Origin of the sequence: Streptomyces aureoversilis, assembly GCF_042657885.1 — a bacterium.
GTDB classification, from domain to species: Bacteria; Actinomycetota; Actinomycetes; order Streptomycetales; family Streptomycetaceae; genus Streptomyces; species Streptomyces aureoversilis.
The window spans coordinates 69,258-88,823 of record NZ_JBHSKJ010000011.1; the positions used below are offsets into that span (position 1 = coordinate 69,258).

The following is a 19,566-nucleotide window of genomic DNA, read 5'->3' on the forward strand; positions in this document are numbered from 1 at the left end:
CGCCCGTACGGACGCGTGTTACGTTCCCCACATGCCCCAGCCCGCCAAGGCCGTCCGCACCCCGCGCACGGCCGGAGAAGTACCCCGCGAGACCAGAGACCCGCACCCCGACACCGAGAGCGCCGGCAGCCGCCGCGCCGCCGCCCAGCGGCTCACCATGCGCCGCAAACTCGCCGCGGCCGCGATGGAGTTGTTCGCGACGAAGGGCTACGAGGCGACGACCGTCGACGAGATCGCGGCCGCGGCCGGCGTCGCCCGCCGGACGTTCTTCCGCCACTTCCGCTCCAAGGAAGAGGCCATCTTCCCCGACCACGACGACACCCTGGTGCGGGCCGCGGGGGTGCTGGACGCGGCCCCGCCGCACGAGAACCCCCTCGACACCGTCTGCCGGGGCATCAAGGAGGTCATGCGGATGTACGCGGCCTCCCCCGCCGTCTCCGTGGAGCGCTACCGCCTGACCCGCGAGGTGCCGGCCCTGCGCGAGCGCGAGATCGCCTCCGTGGCCCGCTACGAGCGGCTCTTCACCCGCTACCTCCTCGGCCACTTCGACGAGAGCGCCCACCACGTCGGCGACGACGACCCGCTGCTCGCCGAGGTCGCCGCCTCGGCCGTCGTCACCGCGCACAACCACGTGCTGCGGCGCTGGCTGCGCGGCGGCGGCCAGGGCGACGTGGAGACCCAGCTCGACCACGCGTTCGCCATCGTGCGGGAGACCTTCGGCACGGGCATCGGGGCCGGGCGCGCCCGGGCGGAGGACGGCCCGGCCGCCTCGGCGCGGACCGAGGGCGAGGTGCTGGTGACCGTGGCCCGGACGGACGCGCCGCTGGGCGAGGTCATGCGGGCGATCGAGAAGGCGCTCAAGACGAAGTAGAACAAAAGCTCTCTTTTACCGACGAAGGCCGCCCCCTCGGGGCGGCCTTCGTTGCTCATACGTGCCTTCCGGATGACATCTGAGAGAAATTGTTGGCACCGAGTGTCTTGTCGTGTGGCACGCGGTGCCATACGTTGTGCGTGTCCGGGCGGCCGGCGCGCAGACGACAACCGTCGTGCGCCGGCTGTCCCCACAAGAACGTTGTGCGCCCGGACGCCTGCGTCACAGGCATTCCCAGCGCGCCCACCGGCGCCGGATCACCGCACAAGGCACCGCCCCGCACCACCGCCGAACCGACGGCACCGCCTCTGCTCCACCCTCTGCACCACCCCCGACGTTCCCTCAAGCCGTTTCCCGACGTGCTTCGCCGGAGGCAATACCGTGAACCAGATACTCGACGCGATCCTCGCGCCGGACACCACGTCCGAGGACTTCGCAGCCCTGGCCGTCCCCGAGTCCTACCGCGCGGTCACCGTGCACAAGGACGAGGCCGGCATGTTCGAGGGCCTGACCACCCGCGAGAAGGACCCGCGCAAGTCGCTGCACGTCGAGGAGGTGCCGGTGCCCGAACTCGGGCCCGGCGAGGCGCTCGTGGCCGTCATGGCCAGCTCGGTGAACTACAACTCCGTCTGGACCTCGATCTTCGAGCCGCTGTCCACCTTCGCCTTCCTGGAGCGCTACGGAAAGCTCTCCCCGCTCGCCAAGCGGCACGACCTGCCGTACCACGTCATCGGCTCCGACCTCGCGGGCGTCGTGCTGCGCACCGGCCCCGGCGTCAACGCCTGGAAGCCCGGCGACGAGGTCGTCGCCCACTGCCTGTCCGTGGAGCTGGAGTCCGCCGACGGCCACGACGACACGATGCTCGACCCCGAGCAGCGCATCTGGGGCTTCGAGACCAACTTCGGCGGCCTGGCGGAGATCGCGCTGGTGAAGTCCAACCAGCTGATGCCCAAGCCGCGCCACCTGAGCTGGGAGGAGGCCGCGGCCCCGGGCCTGGTCAACTCCACCGCCTACCGCCAGCTCGTCTCCCGCAACGGCGCCGGCATGAAGCAGGGCGACAACGTCCTGATCTGGGGCGCGAGCGGCGGACTCGGCTCGTACGCCACCCAGTTCGCGCTCGCCGGCGGCGCCAACCCGATCTGTGTGGTCTCCAGCGACAAGAAGGCGGAGATCTGCCGGCGGATGGGCGCCGAGGCGATCATCGACCGCTCCGCCGAGGGCTACAAGTTCTGGAAGAACGAGCACGAGCAGGACCCGCGCGAGTGGAAGCGGCTCGGCAAGCGCATCCGCGAACTGACCGGCGGCGAGGACGTCGACATCGTCTTCGAGCACCCGGGCCGCGAGACCTTCGGCGCCTCGGTCTACGTCACCCGCAAGGGCGGCACGATCGTCACCTGCGCCTCGACCTCCGGCTACAACCACGAGTACGACAACCGCTACCTGTGGATGTCGCTGAAGCGGATCGTCGGCTCGCACTTCGCCAACTACCGCGAGGCGTGGGAGGCCAACCGCCTGATCGCCAAGGGGAAGATCCACCCCACGCTGTCGAAGACATACCGCCTGGAGGACACCGGGCAGGCCGCGTACGACGTGCACCGCAACCTCCACCAGGGCAAGGTCGGCGTGCTCGCGCTGGCCCCCGAGGAGGGGATGGGGGTCCGCGACGAGGAGATGCGGGCACGGCACATCGACGCCATCAACCGCTTCCGGAACGTGTGAGAGCCCAGGAATGACTGAGCGTCAAAAGGACCGGCCCTGGCTCATGCGGACCTACGCCGGGCACTCCACCGCCGAGGCGTCCAACGAGCTCTACCGGCGCAACCTCGCCAAGGGCCAGACCGGTCTCTCGGTCGCCTTCGACCTGCCGACGCAGACCGGCTACGACTCCGACCACATCCTCGCCCGCGGCGAGGTCGGCCGGGTCGGCGTGCCGGTCGCGCACCTCGGCGACATGCGGCGGCTGTTCCGGGACATCCCGCTGGAGCAGATGAACACCTCCATGACCATCAACGCCACCGCCATGTGGCTGCTGGCCATGTACCAGGTGGTCGCGGAGGAGCAGGGCGCCGACATCACCCGGCTGCAGGGGACGACGCAGAACGACATCGTCAAGGAGTACCTCTCGCGCGGGACGCACGTCTTCCCGCCGGGCCCCTCGCTGCGGCTGACCACCGACATGATCACGTACACGGTCAACAACATCCCGAAGTGGAACCCGATCAACATCTGCAGCTACCACCTGCAGGAGGCGGGGGCCACTCCGGTCCAGGAGATCTCGTACGCGATGTCCACCGCGATCGCCGTGCTCGACGCGGTGTTCGCCTCCGGCCAGGTCCCCGAGGACCGCAAGGGCGACGTCGTCGCCCGCATCTCCTTCTTCGTCAACGCGGGCGTCCGGTTCGTCGAGGAGATGTGCAAGATGCGGGCGTTCGGCCGCATCTGGGACCGGATCACCCGCGAGCGCTACGGCATCGAGAACCCCAAGCAGCGCCGCTTCCGCTACGGCGTCCAGGTCAACTCCCTCGGCCTGACCGAGGCCCAGCCGGAGAACAACGTCCAGCGCATCGTCCTGGAGATGCTGGCCGTGACCCTCTCCAAGGACGCCCGCGCCCGCGCCGTGCAGCTGCCGGCCTGGAACGAGGCGCTGGGCCTGCCGCGCCCCTGGGACCAGCAGTGGAGCCTGCGGATCCAGCAGGTCCTCGCGCACGAGAGCGACCTGCTGGAGTACGACGACATCTTCGCGGGCTCGCACGTGATCGAGGCCAAGGTGTCCGGCCTGGTCACCGAGTGCCTGGAGGAGATCGAGCGGATCCAGGGCATGGGCGGCGCGATGGCGGCCGTCGAGTCCGGCTACCTGAAGTCGCAGCTGGTCTCCTCGCACGCCGAGCGCCGGGCCCGGATCGAGGCCGGCGAGGAGAAGATCGTCGGCGTCAACTGCTACGAGTCGACCGAGCCCAACCCGCTCACCGCCGATCTCGACACCGCGATCATGACGGTGGACCCGGCCAACGAGGCCCGCGTCGTCGCCTCCCTGCACGCCTGGCGCGACGACCGCGACGAGGCCCGCGCCCAGGAGTCGCTGTCCGCGCTGAAGAAGGCCGCGGCCGGCTCGGACAACCTCATGGCGGCCACCCTGGAGTGCGTCCGCGCGGGCGTGACGACCGGCGAGTGGTCCTGGGCCCTGCGCGACGTCTTCGGGGAGTTCCGGGCCCCCACGGGCGTGAGCAGCGCCCCCGTGGCGGTCACCGCGGAGGCCGGCACCCCACTGGCCGCCGTCCGCGCCAAGGTGACCCGCACCGCCGACGACCTGGGCAGCGGCAAGCTGCGCCTGCTCGTCGGCAAACCCGGCCTGGACGGCCACTCCAACGGCGCCGAGCAGATCGCCGTCCGCGCGCGCGACGCCGGCTTCGAAGTGGTCTACCAGGGCATCCGGCTGACCCCGGAGCAGATCGTCTCGGCGGCCGTCGCCGAGGACGTGCACTGCGTCGGCCTGTCGATCCTCTCCGGGTCGCACGCCGAGCTCGTGCCCGACGTGCTGGCGCGGCTGCGCGCCACGGGGGCCGACGACGTCCCCGTCATCGTCGGTGGCATCATCCCGTCCGCGGACGCCACCGCCCTGCGGGCGGCCGGCGTCGCCGCGGTCTTCACCCCCAAGGACTTCGGCATCACGGAGATCATCGGCCGTATCGTCGACGAGATCCGGAAAGCGAACCACCTCGACCCGTTGGAGGTCCCCGCATGACCACGCCCGCCCCGGTGAACCGGCTGCGCCCGCGCCGCTCGTGCCTCGCGGTCCCCGGCAGCAACCCGCGCTTCCTGGAGAAGGCCCAGGGCCTCCCCGCCGACCAGGTCTTCCTCGACCTGGAGGACGCCTGCGCCCCGCTGGCCAAGGAGGGCGCCCGCCATTCGATCGTCGATGCGCTCAACAACGGCGACTGGACGGGCAAGACCCGGGTGGTCCGCGTGAACGACTGGACGACGCACTGGACGTACCGGGACGTCGTCACGGTCGTCGAGGGCGCGGGCCCGAACCTCGACTGCATCATGCTGCCGAAGGTCCAGGACGCCCAGCAGGTCGTCGCCCTGGACCTGCTGCTGACCCAGATCGAGAAGACCATGGGCTTCGAGGTCGGCCGCATCGGCATCGAGGCGCAGATCGAGAACGCCAAGGGCCTGGTGAACGTGGACGCGATCGCCGCCGCGTCGCCGCGCATGGAGACGATCGTCTTCGGCCCGGCCGACTTCATGGCCTCGATCAACATGAAGTCCCTGGTCGTCGGCGAGCAGCCGCCCGGCTACCCGGCGGACGCCTACCACTACATCCTGATGCGGATCCTGATGGCGGCCCGCGCCCACGACCTGCAGGCCATCGACGGCCCCTACCTCCAGATCAAGAACGTGGACGGCTACAAGGACGTCGCCCGCCGGGCCGCGGCCCTCGGCTTCGACGGCAAGTGGGTGCTGCACCCCGGCCAGGTGGAGGCGGCCAACGAGGTCTTCTCCCCCACGCAGGAGGACTACGACCACGCCGAGCTGATCCTGGACGCCTACGACTGGTGCACCTCCGAGGCCGGCGGCAAGAAGGGCTCGGCGATGCTCGGCGACGAGATGATCGACGAGGCCAGCCGCAAGATGGCGCTGGTGATCGCGGGCAAGGGCCGTGCGGCGGGCATGACGCGCACGTCGAAGTTCGAGATCCCGGAGGCCTGAGCACGATGCAGTTCGGCCGGACCTACGAAGAGTTCACCGTCGGCGACGTCTACAAGCACTGGCCCGGGAAGACCGTCACCGAGTACGACGACCATTTGTTCTGTCTGCTGACCATGAACCACCACCCGCTGCACATGGACAGCAACTACGCGGAGAAGACGACCGATTTCGGCAAGAATGTCGTGGTCGGCAACTACATCTACTCCCTGCTGCTGGGCATGTCCGTCCCGGACGTCTCGGGCAAGGCCATCGCCAACCTGGAGGTGGAGTCGCTGAAGCACATCGCGCCCACCTTCCACGGCGACACCATCTACGGCGAGACGAAGGTGCTCGGCAAGACGCCGTCGAAGTCGAAGAGCGACCGCGGGATCGTCCACGTCGAGACCATCGGCTACAAGCAGGACGGCACCGTGGTCTGCACCTTCCGGCGCAAGGTGATGGTGCCCACCGCCACGTACATCGAGGAGCGCGGCGGGGAGCAGCCCGGCCGCCCCGAGCCGATCATCCGGGAGAAGTGAGATGGGCCGCCTGGCGCAGACCGACGGGCTGACGGACGTCCAGCAGGAAATCCTGGCGACGGTCCGTGACTTCGTCGACAAGGAAATCATCCCGGTGGCCACCGAGCTGGAGCACCGTGACGAGTACCCCACCCGGATAGTCGAGGGCCTGAAGGAACTCGGGGTCTTCGGCCTGATGATCCCGGAGGAGTACGGCGGCCTCGGTGAGTCCCTTCTCACATATGCGCTGTGCGTGGAGGAGATCGCCCGGGGCTGGATGAGCGTGTCGGGGATCATCAACACCCACTTCATCGTGGCCTACATGATCAAGCAGCACGGCACCCAGGAACAGAAGGACTATTTCCTGCCAAAGATGGTGGCGGGCGACATCAGGGGTGCTTTCTCGATGTCGGAGCCCGGTCTGGGCTCGGATGTGTCGGCAATCACATCGAAGGGTGTGCGCGACGGCGACGCGTACGTCCTCAACGGCCAGAAGATGTGGCTGACCAACGGCGGCACGTCCACGCTGGTGGCCGTGTTGTGCAGGACGGACGAGGGCCATCCGGAGGGGACCGCCCCGCACAAGTCGATGACCACCTTCCTGATCGAGAAGGAGCCGGGGTTCGGCGAGGTCAAGCCGGGTCTGACCATCCCCGGAAAGATCGACAAAATGGGCTACAAGGGCGTCGACACCACCGAACTGATCATGGACGGCCTGCGCGTTCCGGCCGACCGCGTGCTCGGCGGGGTCACGGGCCGGGGCTTCTACCAAATGATGGACGGCGTCGAGGTGGGCCGGGTGAATGTCGCAGCGCGTGGCTGCGGCGTCGCTCAGCGCGCGTTCGAGCTGGGTGCGGCCTACGCGCAGCAGCGGCACACCTTCGGAAAACCCATCGCGCAACACCAGGCCATCCAGTTCAAACTTGCCGAAATGGGGACAAAGGTCGAAGCGGCGCATGCGATGATGGTGAATGCGGCCCGGAAGAAGGACTCGGGCCGTCGCAACGATCTCGAGGCCGGAATGGCCAAGTACCTGGCCTCCGAGTACTGCAAGGAGGTGGTGGAGGACGCTTTCCGTATCCACGGCGGATACGGGTTCTCCAAGGAGTACGAGATCGAGCGCCTCTACCGAGAGGCCCCCATGCTGCTCATCGGTGAAGGGACGGCAGAGATCCAGAAAATGATCATCGGCCGCCGGCTACTCGAGGAGTACCGGATCCAGGGATAAATATCCGATTAGGGGTGATTTGACCGAGAAGAAGATCACACCCAGTCATCGGAGTTCGGCCATCTACTGGCCCTGGCGCTTAGCCAGTTGCCGGTCGCAACCGATAGCATCCCCGGAAAGCCGCCGTCCCCCAATCGTTTCGCGGCACCCTCCGCTACGAAGGTCACCCATGCCCCACAGCTCTTCCTCTGCACACCGCGACAGCCTCGCCGGCGTACGCCTCGCGCGCGGAGCATCGCCGTGGCTTCTTCCGACCGTCGCCACGGCGGCGGTCAGCCTCACCCGCGCCCGGCGCTCCGGGCGCTGGGCGGCGCTGGCCGTGCCCACCACCGCGCTCGCGGCGGGCATGCTGTGGTTCTTCCGCGACCCCGATCGCGAGATCGCCAAGGGCCGGGTCATCTCCCCGGCCGACGGCGTGGTGCAGAGCATCATGCCGTGGAAGGACGGCCGGACCCGCGTCGCCATCTTCATGAGCCCGCTGAACGTCCACGTCAACCGCGCCCCGCTGGCCGGCACCGTGACGTCGGTCGAGCACATCCCCGGCGGCTTCGTTCCGGCGTTCAACAAGGAGAGCGAGAACAACGAGCGCGTCGTCTGGCACTTCGACACCGAGCTCGGCGACATCGAGATGGTGCAGATCGCCGGCGCCGTGGCCCGGCGGATCGTGCCCTACCTCCCCGCGGACACCAAGGTGGAGCAGGGTGAGCGGATCGGTCTGATCCGTTTCGGTTCGCGCGTCGACCTCTACCTTCCGGAAGGCGTCGAGGTCGCGGTGGAGGTCGGACAGAAGACCACGGCGGGGGTGACACGCCTTGACCGTGATTGATCAAGAGGCATCCTGGGTGCCCGAGGCCGACGAGGCCGAGGACGCGGAGGACATGCCGCTGTCCACCCGGCTCTCAATAGCGGACACGCTCACGCTGGGCAACGCGATCTGCGGGTTCATGGCGGTGTACTTCACCACCACCGGCGTCCTCATCCCCCACCTCACGGGGAACGAGGACGGCGGCATGGCCCGCCACAGCGCGGCCACCGCGGTGATACTGATGCTGCTGGCATCGGTCTTCGACCTCTTCGACGGGCTCGTGGCGCGCAAGCTGCGCAGCTCGGCGATGGGCGCGGAGCTGGACAACCTCTCCGACCTGATCAGCTTCGGGCTCGCCCCGGCGTACTTCGTGGTCGTGTGGGGCATGGTCGCCGACGACGCCCACCAGCGGGTGTCGGCCGTGGCGGCCGTGGTGGTCCTGCTGGCGGTCGTCCTCAGACTGGCGCGCTTCTCGTGCGTCCAGCTGCGGGACGGCATCTTCCAGGGCATGCCGAGCCCCTTCGGGGCGCTGACCGTCGTCTCGATCGTGCTGCTGGAGCTGCCCTTCGTCCCGACGCTGCTGGCGATCGTGGGCGTGGCGTGGCTGATGGTGAGCCGTGTCGAGTACCCGAAGCCGCGGGGGCGCCTCGCGGTGGCGATGCTCAGCTGGATCGTGCTCAGCATGGGCCTGCTGGCCGCCTGGGCGTTCGACGCGCCCGGCGGTGAGCTCCTGCTCCAGACGGGCTGCGCGCTCCAGGTCGTCCTGGGCGCGGTGATCCCCCTGTTCGCCACGGCGCGCCGGGTGAACACGTTCCGTGACAACCGCCGCGAGGCGAGGGCGACGCAACTGCCGTAGCGACTGCGTCGCGGGGTGACCACGAGTGGGTGGTCCCGAACCTCCGGGTTCGGGACCACCCACTCGGCGTTTTCCGGCGCCGTCGCCTCGCGGGGCGGTACCTGTGCCCGGTGCGGGGCCGTCGCGTTCGGTGCCCATCCAGATCCTGAGGCGGACGGGCACCGCCGGGCACCTCCGGTGGGGGTTGCGCGCCGTTGCGGCGGGAGTGAGAGGCGAGGCCTCTCGACCCTGCCGTACCCCGGCAGAGGCGAGAGCCGGGCCTCCCGGCCGGCTTCACGCCGCCTCTGCCGCAGGCAGAGAAAACCCGCCGCAACGGCGCGCAGCCCCCACCGGACGTATCCGGCGGTGCCGTACCCACGGGCCGTGCCTACTGGTCGTTCCTACGGGCCGTGCCGTGCCTACGGGAGGCAGTCGGCCGCGATGCGTTCCGCGAGGCGTTCCAGCAGCGGCCCGGCGAGGGCCATGCACCGTTGCGGGTCCGGCTCCAGGTCCGTCAGGGCGTACGCACGCCCGATCCCCGCGCCCTGGAGCGCGGAGCTCTCCAGGGCCAGGCGGCCGCAGACCGCCACGACCGGCACGCCCCGCTCGCGGGCCGCCGCGGCCACCCCCGCGGGCGCCTTGCCGTGGAGGGTCTGGGCGTCCAGGGACCCCTCGCCCGTGATCACGAGGTCCGCGTCCTCCAGGGCGCCGGCGAAGCCGAGGACGTCGAGCATGACCTCGATGCCGAGCCGGAACCTCGCGCCCAGCCCGGCCAGCGCCCCGTACCCGAGCCCGCCCGCGGCACCGGCGCCGGGCGCGCCCGCGAGCGCGCCGCCGTCGAGCACGGCGGCGTAGTGCGCGAGGGCGGCGTCCAGCACGGCCACGTCGTCCGCTCCGGCACCCTTCTGCGGGCCGTAGACGGCCGCGGCGCCCGCCGGGCCGGTCAGCGGGTTGCGGACGTCGCTCGCGAGCACCAGGGCCGTGGTGCGCAGCCGCGGGTCGAGGCCGGAGAGGTCGGCCGTGGCGAGACCGGCGAGGGCCGCGCCGCCCGGGCCGACCGGCGTGCCGGACGCGTCGAGGAGCCGCGCGCCGAGCGCGCTCAGCATCCCGGCCCCGCCGTCCGTGCCCGCGCTGCCGCCGATCCCGAGGATCACCGTGCGGGCCCCCGCGTCGAGCGCGGCCCGCAGCAGCTCGCCCGTGCCGTAGGTGGTGGCCGTGAGGGGCGCGGGGACCCCGCCGGGGAGCCGCCGCAGCCCGGACGCCTCGGCCATCTCCACGACGGCGGTGGCGCCGCGCAGCGCGAACGCGGCGGTGACCGTGTCCCCCGCCGGCCCGGTCACCCGTACCTCGCGGCGCTCGAACCCGGCCGCCAGGGCGGCGTCGACCGTCCCGTCCCCGCCGTCGGCGACGGGCAGCTCGCTGACGGCGAGCCGCCGGCCGGCGGCGTCCGCGCCGCGCCGGAGCCCGGCGGCGACGTGCCGGGCGACCTCGGCGGCCGTCAGGGATCCCTTGAACTTGTCCGCGGCGATCAGCACCCGTACCGCGTCCGTCATCGCGCGCCACCCCTCGCATCGGGCCCGGCCCGCCTCGCAGGGCCGCGCGGCCTGGACCCTACCGGGGCGGATCCGCCCTTGCCCATGCCCGTGCACGGCGTGCCAGTCCGCCCGATTCCGCACACTTCCGGCCATAGTGGGGCGTCATGAGCACCGATGTACATGATCCGCCCGGCCCGTCCTCCGCTGCCGCTCCAGGCGGCGGGGAGGAGCCCCCGGACCCGGCGCTGGTCGCGATCGGCGGTGCCGCGGTGCTCGCGGTCGTCGCGTGGGCGGCGCTGGGCAAGCACTCCTTCGACCGGGTGACGAAGTCGGCGCTGGACTGGGTGCTGTCCAACTTCGCGTGGCTGTTCGTGATCGCTGCCGACGTCTTCCTCGTCCTGTGCGTGGTCATCGCCATCAGCCGCTTCGGCCGGATCCGGCTCGGCCGGGACGACGACCGGCCGGAGTTCGGCAACCTCGCGTGGATCGCGATGATGTTCAGCGCGGGCATGGGCATCGGCCTGATGTTCTACGGCGTCGGCGAGCCGCTCCTGCACTTCGTCTCCCCGCCGCCGGGCAGCGGCATCACGGCGAACACGCCCGCGGCGGCCCGCACGGCGCTGGAGTACTCGTTCTTCCACTGGACCCTGCACCCGTGGGCGATCTACGGCATGGCCGGCCTCGCGCTCGCCTACGCCGGCTTCCGCAAGGGCCGCGGCAACCGGCTGAGCTCGGCGTTCGTGCCGCTGCTCGGCGAGGAGCGGGCGGCGGGATGGCCGGGCCGGGTGATCGACCTGCTCGCGGTCTTCGCGACCGTGTTCGGCACGGCGACCAGCCTGGGCCTGGGCGCCCTCCAGGTGTCCAAGGGGCTCAACATCACGACGGGCGTGCAGGACAGCACGGCCCTGGAGCTGGTGATCATCGGCGGGCTCTCGGCCGCGTTCGTGCTGTCGGCCTTCTCCGGGCTGCACAAGGGCGTGAAGTGGCTCAGCACGCTCAACATCGCGCTGGCCGCCTGCCTGATGCTCTTCGTCTTCCTCCTCGGCCCCACCGTCTTCGTCCTCAACACCATCCCCGCGGCCACCGGCGGCTATCTGCACGACCTGCTGACGCTCGCGACCCGTACGGGCGCGTTCACCGACTCGAAGTGGCTCGGCGCGTGGACGATCTTCTACTGGGCGTGGTGGCTGTCGTGGGCGCCGTTCGTGGGCACCTTCATCGCCCGGATCTCGCGCGGGCGGACGATCCGCGAGTTCCTCGTCGGCGTGCTGCTCGTGCCCAGCGGGGCGACGGTGGTGTGGTTCTGCGTGATGGGCGGGAGCGCGCTGCGGCTGGACATGACGGGCGCGGCCGACATGGCCGGGACCGTCAAGGACGGCGCGGAGGCGTCCCTGTTCGCGCTCCTGGACACCCTGCCGCTGGAGACGCTCACCTCGTGGATCGCGATGGCGCTGGTGATGACGTACTTCATCACCAGCGCGGATTCCGCGTCCCTGGTGATGGGCTCGCTCTCCAGCCGGGGCGCGCTGCACCCGCGCACGTGGCTGGTGGTGACGTGGGGGGTGCTGATGGCGGCGGTGGCGGCGGTCCTGCTGGTGGCCGGCGGGCTGCAGTCGCTGCAGTCGGCGACGATCCTGGTGGCGCTGCCGTTCGTGCTGGTGATGCTGGCGCTGTGCTGGTCGCTGATGAAGGAGCTGCGCGAGGACCCGGGCGCGGGCCCGGCCCGGCACCACGCGGTGCACGGGCTGCGGGACGCGCTGCGGACGATGGTCGGCGACGCGATGGAGGAGCGGGCCCCGGGCCCGGTGCGCCACCCGCGGCTGCGCCGGGTCGCGGAGAGCGTCCGCGAGCGCGACGACCGCGACGACGGCCCGAAGGGCGGCGGGCCGCGGGGCTAGGGCCGCCCGCGGCCGGGCCGGGCGGTGCGTCAGACGGTCTTCACCGTGCCGCCGTCGATGACGTGGTCCGCGCCGTTGATGTTGGCCGCCACGTCGGAGAGCAGGAAGGTGATGAGGGCCGCGACCTCGCCGGGCTCGGTGATCCGCGGGCTGGCCATGCCGAAGCGCTCCGGGAGCTGCTCCAGGAACTCGGCGTGGCCGACGCCGGCCGCCGCGGCCACCTTGCCGCCGAACCCCTCCGGGTCCTCCCAGATCGCCGTGCGGACCACGCCCGGCGAGACGGTGTTGACGCGCACGCCCCGCGGCCCGAACTCCTCGGACAGGGACTTGCCGAACGCGGTGAGCGCGGCCTTGGCCACGCTGTAGGCGACGGGTCCGGCGGCGGGGAGCCGCGCGTTGATGGAGGAGACGTTGACGACGGACCCGCGCCGCTCGACCAGGGACGGCAGGGCGGCGCGGCTGACGCGCACGGCGCTGAGGAAGTTGAGGTCGAGGTTCGCCTGGAACTCGGCGTCGCCGGAGTCGAGGAACCCGCCGAGCACGACCTCGTCGCCGCCGCCGACGTTGTTGACCAGCAGGTCGAGCCCGTCCCCGAGCCCGGCGACCGCCTGCTCGACGAGGCGGCGCCCGCCGTCGGGGGTGCTGAGGTCCACGGCGACGACCGCGGTGGCGGCCTCCTTCAGCTCGGGGGTGATCGTCCGGGCGGCGCCGACGACCCGTACGCCCTCGGCGGCGAGCGACCGGACGGTGGCGAGGCCGATGCCGCGGCTGGCACCGGTGACGAGGGCGGTCCTGCCGTTGAGGTGGAGATCCATGAGGACACTCTTTCTTTACCTGTAGGTACAAAATTTGGATAAGCGGGACCGCGGAGCAAACGGAACAGCAAACGGAACCGCGGGAAGAGCCGCAGCCAAGGAGGCTCCGGAAGCCCCGGAAGGCCTCGGAGCCCGCCGGAGGGCGCGCCTCACAGCGAGTCGAGCACCGCGTCCACGATGCGGTGCAGCCGCTCCCGGCCACCCTGGGCCCGGGCGATGACCCGCATCCCGACGAGCGCCGCGAGCATCAGGCTCGCCGCCGCGTCCGCGTCCCGGTCCGGGGGGAACTCGCCCGTGCGCTGCCCGCGCTCGACGGCCGCCTTGAAGGCGCCCTCGGTGCGCTCGAACATGCGGCGTACGAGCTCGGTGGAGGCGTCGTCCCTCCCCCCGAGCTCGGTGGCGGTGTTGACGGCGAAGCAGCCGCGGCGGCCGGCCGGGCCGAGGTCGGTCTCGATCAGCAGCTCCAGCGCGGAACGCAGCAGCGGCCGGACGGGGCCCGCCTGATCGAGCAGCTCGACCAGCGCCGCCGACTGGGTGTCGCGGTAGCGCTCCAGCGTGCGCTCGAAGAGCGCGTGCTTGCTGCCGAAGGCGTTGTAGAGGCTGCCCTTTCCGATGCCGAGCTCGTCGACGAGGTCCTGCGGTGTGGTGGCCGCGTAGCCCTTGCGCCAGAAGACGTCCATGGCCTTGCCGACGGCCACGTCCGGGTCGAACTGCTTGGGTCTTCCCATGGGGGGACCGTATGACTTTTTGACCTGCAGGTCAATTATTTGGGGTCGTGGCCTGCCCGTGACCCCGGTCGCGCGCGGAGCGGAGGGCGGGCGGCCCGCCATGCCGGACGGGCCGCCGCCGCTTCACTGCCGGCGCTCCACTGCCGCCGCTCCGCCGCCCCCGGCCGCGCAATCGGCCGGACGGCCGACTGGACAACTGGCCGGACGACCGGTCAGGCCACCGGTCAGGCCACCGGCTGGCAGACGGCGAAGACCCGCAGGTTGACGGCGGCGGGGCTCGTGTTGTTCACGCCCACCAGATAGACGTTCCCGGTGACGCTGGGGTACGCGTCGACCGTCTCCACGCCGCCGATCCGGCCGCCGGGCTGGAAGTAGCCCCCTCCGGCGATCCGCGTGCCGTCGGGGCATGTGGGGCTCCTCAGCAGCTGACGGAGGGACATCGGCGGGACGGTGTAGTCCTGCGCGACGGTCTGCATCCGGCCGGAGGCGCCGGGGACGTCCGGCAGGCCCGCGGAGCCGCCGGGGCCGACCGGTCCGGTCGGCTTGGTGGCGCCGGTGGGTTTGACGGGTTTAGTGGGCTTGGTGGGCTTGGTGGGCTTAGTAGGTTTGGCGGGCTTGTGGGGTTTGGCGGCACCGGCAGGCTTGACCGGCGCAGCGGGCTTGGCGGGGGCGGCAGGCTTGACGGGCACGGCGGGCCGGGCGGGACCGGTCGAGCCGGCACCGTCCTCGCCTCCGGCGGCGGGCGGGCTCGCCTGGCCCGCGGGACCGGCAGTCCCGGGCGCCCCCTGCGGGTCCGGCACTCCCGCACCGGCCACAGGGCCCGACGGGCCGCCACGCCCGGGGTCACCCTTCTGCCCCTTCGGGCCGCCCTGCTGCCCCTTGGCGCCCGCCGGCTTGCCTGAGCCCCCGCTTCCGCCGCCCTTGCAGACCGGGACGAGCCCGGACACGTGGACGTAGTGAGCGCTCAGCCACCCCCGTCCGTCGGCCAGCCGGTACCAGAGGCCGTCGCCCTCCACCCGTCCACCGGCGGCCTGGCAGGCGATGAGCACATGCGCTCCGGGCCCGTAGCTGCCGACGACCGGCGCGGAGAGCGCAGGACTCTTGCGCACCTTCTGACCCACCCGCGAGATCACTTCACCCGGCACTCCACCGCGCGCGTCTTCGTTGCCGTCGGACACCCCTGCGCCCGCCGCGGCGCAGAACGTGAACAGCACGCCCAGCGCGACGACACCGCTTCCCGCCACAAAGACCCCGGCACGTCTCTGTTTTAGCGACATATCGCTCCTTTCACTCCCAGGGACCCGGAATGGCACAGGAACACAGCCGTGGCCGCACACCGGCGAGGCGAGTCCGGCCCTTGGCCCGGATGCCGCCTCCGCATTCACCCGCGCGAAGGAGCCCCGGGCATAAAAAACGACGCCATTGGAATGACGCGCGGAAAAGTCGATAAATCATTAGCTCGACGGCCCGCTCGGCGAGGTCCGGCCAAGGGCCCGAAATATCGACAGATCCATAGGAAAACCCGTCGCCGGGCGGCCACCGGCCCACCTACGCTCCCGCCATGAACACCCCCAAGAAGCGCCCCCTGGTGGCCATCCTCAGCGGCGCCGGGATCTCCACGGATTCCGGCATCCCGGACTACCGCGGCCCCGACGGGTTGTGGCGCCGCGACCCGGAGGCCGAGAAGCTCGTCACGTACACGTACTACATGTCCGACCCGGAGATCCGGCGCCGGTCGTGGCGGATGCGGCGCGAGGGACCCGCGCTGCGCGCCCGGCCGAACGTCGCGCACGAGGCGGTGGTGCGCCTGGAGGAGTCGGGCGTCCCGGTACGGGTGATCACGCAGAACGTGGACGGGCTGCACCAGCTGGCGGGGATGCCGGAGCGCAAGGTCCTCGAACTGCACGGCTCGGCGCGGGCCGTGCAGTGCACCCGCTGCAAGGCGCGTTCCGGCATGGAGGCGGCGCTGGAGCGGGTGGCGGCGGGCGATCCGGATCCGGCGTGCGAGGCGTGCGGCGGCATCCTCAAGTCGGCGACGGTCATGTTCGGCGAGGGCCTCGACCCGGTGGTGCTGGGCGAGGCGGTGGCCGTGACCAAGGCGTGCGAGGTCTTCATCGCCGTCGGCACGAGCCTGCAGGTGCACCCCGCCGCATCGCTGGCGGGACTGGCGGCCGACCACGGCGCGCGGCTGGTGATCGTCAACGCGGAGCCGACGCCGTACGACGACCGGGCCGACGAACTGGTGCGCGAGCCGATCGGGACGGCGCTCCCGGCGCTGCTGGAGCGGATCGCCGCGGGGTAGCCTGCCCGGTCGAACAGGCCGGTCGGCAGGCAGGCGGGCGTCCGGCCCGGGCGCGCGTCAAGGAAAGGTTGACAAAGAGGTGGCGTCAAGGAAAAGTTGACGTCATGATCGGTTCGCCGCGGCCCGGGGCCGCCTCGCAGTCCACCCTCGTCAACACCGCCATCGCGCTGCTGATGAGCGCCATCGCCCTGATCACGCTCGCCCTGTCGATCTCCGACGACCTCGGCGACGGGGCGTTCTTCGCGCTGATCGCCGCCGAGATCGTCCTCATCGCCACGATGGGCGCCCTCTACGGGTCGGTGCACGCGCAGAGCATCGCCGACACCGCCCAGCGGCAGCGCGACGAGGAGGCCCTGGACGCCCTCGAACCGCTGCACGGCGGCGAGCGGCGATGAGCGAAATGACGCCGCTCAGCCCGGAGGAGGAAGCCCGCATCCGCGAGGGCATCGCGAGCGCCGTCCTCGGTGCGCCGGAAGGGCTCGCCGAGTCCCTGGAGCACGACCCGGAGGGCTATCTGCGCCTGGTGGCCGCCACCCGGACCGGCGCGGAGGAGACGAGCAGGCTGCTGTGCGAGGCCGTACAGGGCGCCCGGGCCGCGGGGCACAGCTGGGACACCATCGGACGCCTGCTGGGCGTGAGCCGCCAGGCCGCCCAGCAGCGCTTCGCCGCCAAGAGCGGAGCCGTCCCCGAGGGATCCCCCGAGCGCCGGATCCTCACCCCGCTGACCGCGTTCAACGAGATGGCCGCCCTGGCCGAAGCGGGCCTGGACCGCTGGGAGCTGATCGAGTTCGGCCCGCTGTACCACGCGGTGGAGGCGTCCGACCGGCAGTGGGAGTACCGCCGCGTCCCGCTCGCGGTCGCCGGGCGCCGGCGGCGCATGGAGGCGGACGGGTGGACCCAGGTGGGCACGGACTCCTTTCCGTGGAGCTACTTCAAGCGCCCGCTGGACCCACCCGCCAACGACCCATCCGTCAACGACCCATCCGTCAACAACCGTTGACACCTCCGCGCCTGTCATCCTAGGTTGACAGCATGGCCGGAACGGATGCGAAGGACGCGGTCGGCACCACCGAGGCCGCCATGGACAGCGATCCCCATGTGGGACTGCGCGCCGTCGCCGCGCTGCGCCGGCTCGTCGAGCGCCTGGAGGCGCTCCAGGTCGACAGTGCGCGCCGGCAGGGCTGGTCCTGGGAGGAGATCGGGGCCGCGCTCGGAGTCAGCAGGCAGGCAGTGCACAAGAAACACGCCAGGAGGTAGGCATGTTCGAACGGTTCACCCGGGATGCACGTGTCGCCGTCGTACAGGCGCAGGAGGAGGCCCGCACGCTGGGTCATCCGTGGATCGGCAGCGAGCACCTGCTGCTCGGCGTCCTCATGCAGGACGGGGCGCCCGGAGTCGCCACGCTGGCCCGGTTCGGCATCACGCCCGAGAGGTGCCGGAGCGCGGTCGCGCCCGCCGGAGCCCTCGGTACGGACGACGCGGAGGCACTGCGCGCCTTCGGCATCGACCTGGAAGCCGTACGGGCGCAGGCCGAGGGCACGTTCGGGCCGGGGGCCCTGGACCGGACCGGTCCGCCGGAGGAGAGGCGGCGGCGGTTCCTGCCGTTCGGCCGCCGCCGGGGCGAACCCGGCGGGCAGGGCCACATCCCCTTCACGCCCCGCGCGAAGAAGGCCTTGGAGCGTTCCCTGCGCGAGGCCCTGGCCCGCAAGGAACGCCACATCGGCGCGGAACACGTCCTCCTGGGCATCCTCCACCCGGACGACAAGGTGACGGGCGGCGTCCTGCGGAAGCTGGGGACCGACGCCGTCGCCGTACGGAACGGGATCCTGGCGGACCTGCCGGGCGCCGCCTGAGCAGCCTGCACCTGAGCGGCTCTGCGCCGCCCGGCCGCACGGCGCCCGCCTACCGCGTGCGCAGCCTCCTCCACACCGCCTTCGCCGCGTGGTGCCCGCACATGCCGTGGACGCCGGGGCCGGGCGGGGTGGCGGAGGAACAGAGGAAGACGGCCGGGTGGGCCGTGGCGTAGGGCACGCGGGCGAGTTTGGGCCGGATGACCAGGCGGAGGCCCGCCACGGAGCCGATGGCGAAGTCGCCGCCCACGTAGTTGGCGTTGCGGGCGGCCAGCTGCGGGGGGCCGGCCGTGGCGCGGGCCAGGACGAGGTCGCGGAAACCGGGGGCGAAGCGCTCGATCTGACGCTCAATCACCTCGGTGGCGTCGCCCTCCCAGCCGCTCGGCACGTGCCCGTACACCCAGAAGGTGTGCTTGCCCTCGGGCGCACGGGTGGGGTCGACGAGGCTGGGCTGGGCGGTGATGAGGAAGGGCACCGACGGGTCCCGGCCCTGCAGCGCGGCGCCGAGGGCGGCGTCGATCTCGCCATACGTCGGGCCGATGTGGACCGTGCCGGCGCGGCGGGCCTCCTGCGCCGTCCACGGAACGGGGCCCGACAGCGCATAGTCGATCTTGAAGACGCTGGGGCCGTAGCGGTAGCCGCGGTAGGCGTTGCCCAGGCCCGCGATCCGGGCGAGGGCGGTGGGCGAGGTGTCGAAGACGTAGGCGCGGGCGGGCGGCAGGTCGTCCAGGCGCTTGACCTCGAAGCCGGTGTGCACGGCGCCGCCGCACGCGCGCAGGTACGAGGCCAGGGCGTCGGCGATGGACTGGGAGCCGCCGCGCGGCACCGGCCAGCCGCCCGCGTGCGCGGCCAGCGCGAAGATCAGCGCCATGCCGCCGGTGCCGGGGCCGGTGAGGGGGGCGATGCCGTGCGCGGCGAGGCCCGCGATCAGGGCCGCCGCCTTCTCGTCCCGGAAGCGGCGGGCCAGCAGGGACGCGGACTGGATGCCGGCCAGGCCGAAGCGGGCGTAGAGGAGGGGGTCGCGCGGCAGGCCGTCCCACTGGGTGCGCAGGAAGTCGGCCGCGAGCGTCTCCCACCTGCCGTGGAAGGGCTCGACGAGGCGCCGGTACGCCCCGGCGTCGCGCGGCCCGAACGAGTGCGCCGTCTCCCCCACGCTGCGGGCGAGGACGGCGGCCGTGCCGTCCGGGAAGGGGTGCGCCATGGGCAGCTCGGGGTGCACCCACTCCAGGCCGTGCCGGTCCAGCGGCATCGCGGCGAAGGCGGGCGAGCCCGCGGCGAGCGGGTGCACGGCGGAGCACGGGTCGTGCCGGAAGCCGGGGAGCGTGAGCTCCTCGGTCCGCGCGCCGCCGCCGACGGCACCGGCGGCCTCGAAGACCTCCACCGACAGGCCGCGCCGGGCCAGCTCCACGGCGGCGGTGAGCCCGTTGGGCCCGGCACCTACGACGACGGCGTCGAGCATGGTCGGCACCGGACGCCACTCCCCTCGTCTCGT

Annotated in this window: 19 protein-coding genes; 14 read left to right on the forward strand and 5 right to left on the reverse strand. The window is 71.7% G+C overall.

Going from position 1 to position 19,566, the window contains the following annotated elements; genetic code table 11:
• Positions 1 to 31: 31 nt before the first annotated feature.
• The 8 genes from ACFPP6_RS20205 to pssA all read left to right on the forward strand — a co-directional run bounded on the left by ACFPP6_RS20205 (position 32) and on the right by pssA (position 8,967).
• Positions 32 to 871, forward strand: a complete 840-nt coding sequence (locus tag ACFPP6_RS20205) for a TetR family transcriptional regulator (RefSeq protein WP_058042495.1) — start codon at positions 32 to 34, stop codon at positions 869 to 871.
• 381 nt (positions 872 to 1,252) lie between these two features.
• Positions 1,253 to 2,590: a crotonyl-CoA carboxylase/reductase gene (gene ccrA / locus ACFPP6_RS20210; protein ID WP_382044162.1), complete on the forward strand. Its 1,338-nt coding sequence runs from the start codon at positions 1,253 to 1,255 to the stop codon at positions 2,588 to 2,590.
• 10 nt (positions 2,591 to 2,600) lie between these two features.
• On the forward strand, positions 2,601 to 4,613 hold the full coding sequence (locus tag ACFPP6_RS20215; RefSeq protein ID WP_382044164.1) for a protein meaA: 2,013 nt from the start codon (positions 2,601 to 2,603) through the stop codon (positions 4,611 to 4,613).
• Positions 4,610 to 5,581 (forward strand): HpcH/HpaI aldolase/citrate lyase family protein, encoded by a 972-nt coding sequence (locus ACFPP6_RS20220; RefSeq protein WP_382044166.1) that lies wholly within the window; start codon positions 4,610 to 4,612, stop codon positions 5,579 to 5,581. The genes ACFPP6_RS20215 and ACFPP6_RS20220 overlap by 4 nt, the downstream gene beginning before the upstream one ends.
• 5 nt (positions 5,582 to 5,586) lie before the next feature.
• Positions 5,587 to 6,099 (forward strand): MaoC family dehydratase, encoded by a 513-nt coding sequence (locus ACFPP6_RS20225; protein WP_382044169.1) that lies wholly within the window; start codon positions 5,587 to 5,589, stop codon positions 6,097 to 6,099.
• A 1-nt stretch (position 6,100) separates the two neighbouring features.
• Positions 6,101 to 7,306, forward strand: coding sequence for an acyl-CoA dehydrogenase family protein (locus ACFPP6_RS20230; protein WP_382044172.1), 1,206 nt, complete (start codon positions 6,101 to 6,103; stop codon positions 7,304 to 7,306).
• A 169-nt stretch (positions 7,307 to 7,475) separates the two neighbouring features.
• On the forward strand, positions 7,476 to 8,132 hold the full coding sequence (locus ACFPP6_RS20235; protein ID WP_382044175.1) for a phosphatidylserine decarboxylase: 657 nt from the start codon (positions 7,476 to 7,478) through the stop codon (positions 8,130 to 8,132).
• The gene (pssA, locus tag ACFPP6_RS20240) at positions 8,119 to 8,967 is read left to right on the forward strand and encodes a CDP-diacylglycerol--serine O-phosphatidyltransferase (protein WP_168091146.1); all 849 of its coding nucleotides are present in this window, start codon (positions 8,119 to 8,121) and stop codon (positions 8,965 to 8,967) included. Before ACFPP6_RS20235 ends, pssA begins: the two co-directional genes overlap by 14 nt.
• A gap of 398 nt (positions 8,968 to 9,365) precedes the next feature.
• Here pssA and ACFPP6_RS20245 read toward each other — a convergent pair whose 3' ends face one another.
• Positions 9,366 to 10,499 carry a glycerate kinase gene (locus ACFPP6_RS20245; protein ID WP_382044177.1) on the reverse strand — a complete coding sequence of 378 codons (1,134 nt, stop codon included), beginning with the start codon at positions 10,497 to 10,499 and terminating at the stop codon, positions 9,366 to 9,368.
• Between the two features lie 146 nt (positions 10,500 to 10,645).
• Here ACFPP6_RS20245 and ACFPP6_RS20250 point away from each other — a divergent pair, with 146 nt between their 5' ends.
• Positions 10,646 to 12,379, forward strand: a complete 1,734-nt coding sequence (locus ACFPP6_RS20250; protein WP_382044179.1) for a BCCT family transporter — start codon at positions 10,646 to 10,648, stop codon at positions 12,377 to 12,379.
• A gap of 29 nt (positions 12,380 to 12,408) precedes the next feature.
• On the opposite strand, the gene ACFPP6_RS20255 is transcribed toward ACFPP6_RS20250, so the two are convergent.
• From ACFPP6_RS20255 to ACFPP6_RS20265, 3 genes are all read right to left on the reverse strand, one after another.
• Entirely contained in the window at positions 12,409 to 13,194 is a 786-nt protein-coding gene (locus tag ACFPP6_RS20255; protein WP_382044182.1) for an SDR family oxidoreductase, read from the reverse strand.
• Positions 13,195 to 13,343: 149 nt separating this feature from the next.
• Complete coding sequence (locus ACFPP6_RS20260) at positions 13,344 to 13,922, reverse strand: TetR/AcrR family transcriptional regulator (protein ID WP_382044185.1); 579 nt, start codon at positions 13,920 to 13,922, stop codon at positions 13,344 to 13,346.
• Between the two features lie 224 nt (positions 13,923 to 14,146).
• Positions 14,147 to 15,166 carry a collagen-like domain-containing protein gene (locus ACFPP6_RS20265; protein ID WP_382044188.1) on the reverse strand — a complete coding sequence of 340 codons (1,020 nt, stop codon included), beginning with the start codon at positions 15,164 to 15,166 and terminating at the stop codon, positions 14,147 to 14,149.
• 317 nt (positions 15,167 to 15,483) lie between these two features.
• Between ACFPP6_RS20265 and ACFPP6_RS20270 the strand changes: the two genes are divergently transcribed.
• From ACFPP6_RS20270 to ACFPP6_RS20290, 5 genes are all read left to right on the forward strand, one after another.
• Positions 15,484 to 16,224 (forward strand): SIR2 family NAD-dependent protein deacylase, encoded by a 741-nt coding sequence (locus ACFPP6_RS20270; RefSeq protein ID WP_382044191.1) that lies wholly within the window; start codon positions 15,484 to 15,486, stop codon positions 16,222 to 16,224.
• 104 nt (positions 16,225 to 16,328) lie between these two features.
• A complete protein-coding gene (locus ACFPP6_RS20275; RefSeq protein ID WP_382044194.1) occupies positions 16,329 to 16,619 on the forward strand; it encodes a hypothetical protein in 291 nt (96 codons plus the stop codon).
• Complete coding sequence (locus ACFPP6_RS20280; RefSeq protein ID WP_382044197.1) at positions 16,616 to 17,224, forward strand: hypothetical protein; 609 nt, start codon at positions 16,616 to 16,618, stop codon at positions 17,222 to 17,224. Before ACFPP6_RS20275 ends, ACFPP6_RS20280 begins: the two co-directional genes overlap by 4 nt.
• A gap of 32 nt (positions 17,225 to 17,256) precedes the next feature.
• Positions 17,257 to 17,481, forward strand: a complete 225-nt coding sequence (locus tag ACFPP6_RS20285; protein WP_058042480.1) for a helix-turn-helix domain-containing protein — start codon at positions 17,257 to 17,259, stop codon at positions 17,479 to 17,481.
• 2 nt (positions 17,482 to 17,483) lie between these two features.
• Positions 17,484 to 18,077: a Clp protease N-terminal domain-containing protein gene (locus tag ACFPP6_RS20290; protein ID WP_382044200.1), complete on the forward strand. Its 594-nt coding sequence runs from the start codon at positions 17,484 to 17,486 to the stop codon at positions 18,075 to 18,077.
• A 49-nt stretch (positions 18,078 to 18,126) separates the two neighbouring features.
• Here the strand turns inward: ACFPP6_RS20290 and ACFPP6_RS20295 are convergent, their stop codons facing one another.
• On the reverse strand, positions 18,127 to 19,533 hold the full coding sequence (locus ACFPP6_RS20295; RefSeq protein ID WP_382044590.1) for a phytoene desaturase family protein: 1,407 nt from the start codon (positions 19,531 to 19,533) through the stop codon (positions 18,127 to 18,129).
• Between the last annotated feature and the right edge of the window lie 33 nt (positions 19,534 to 19,566).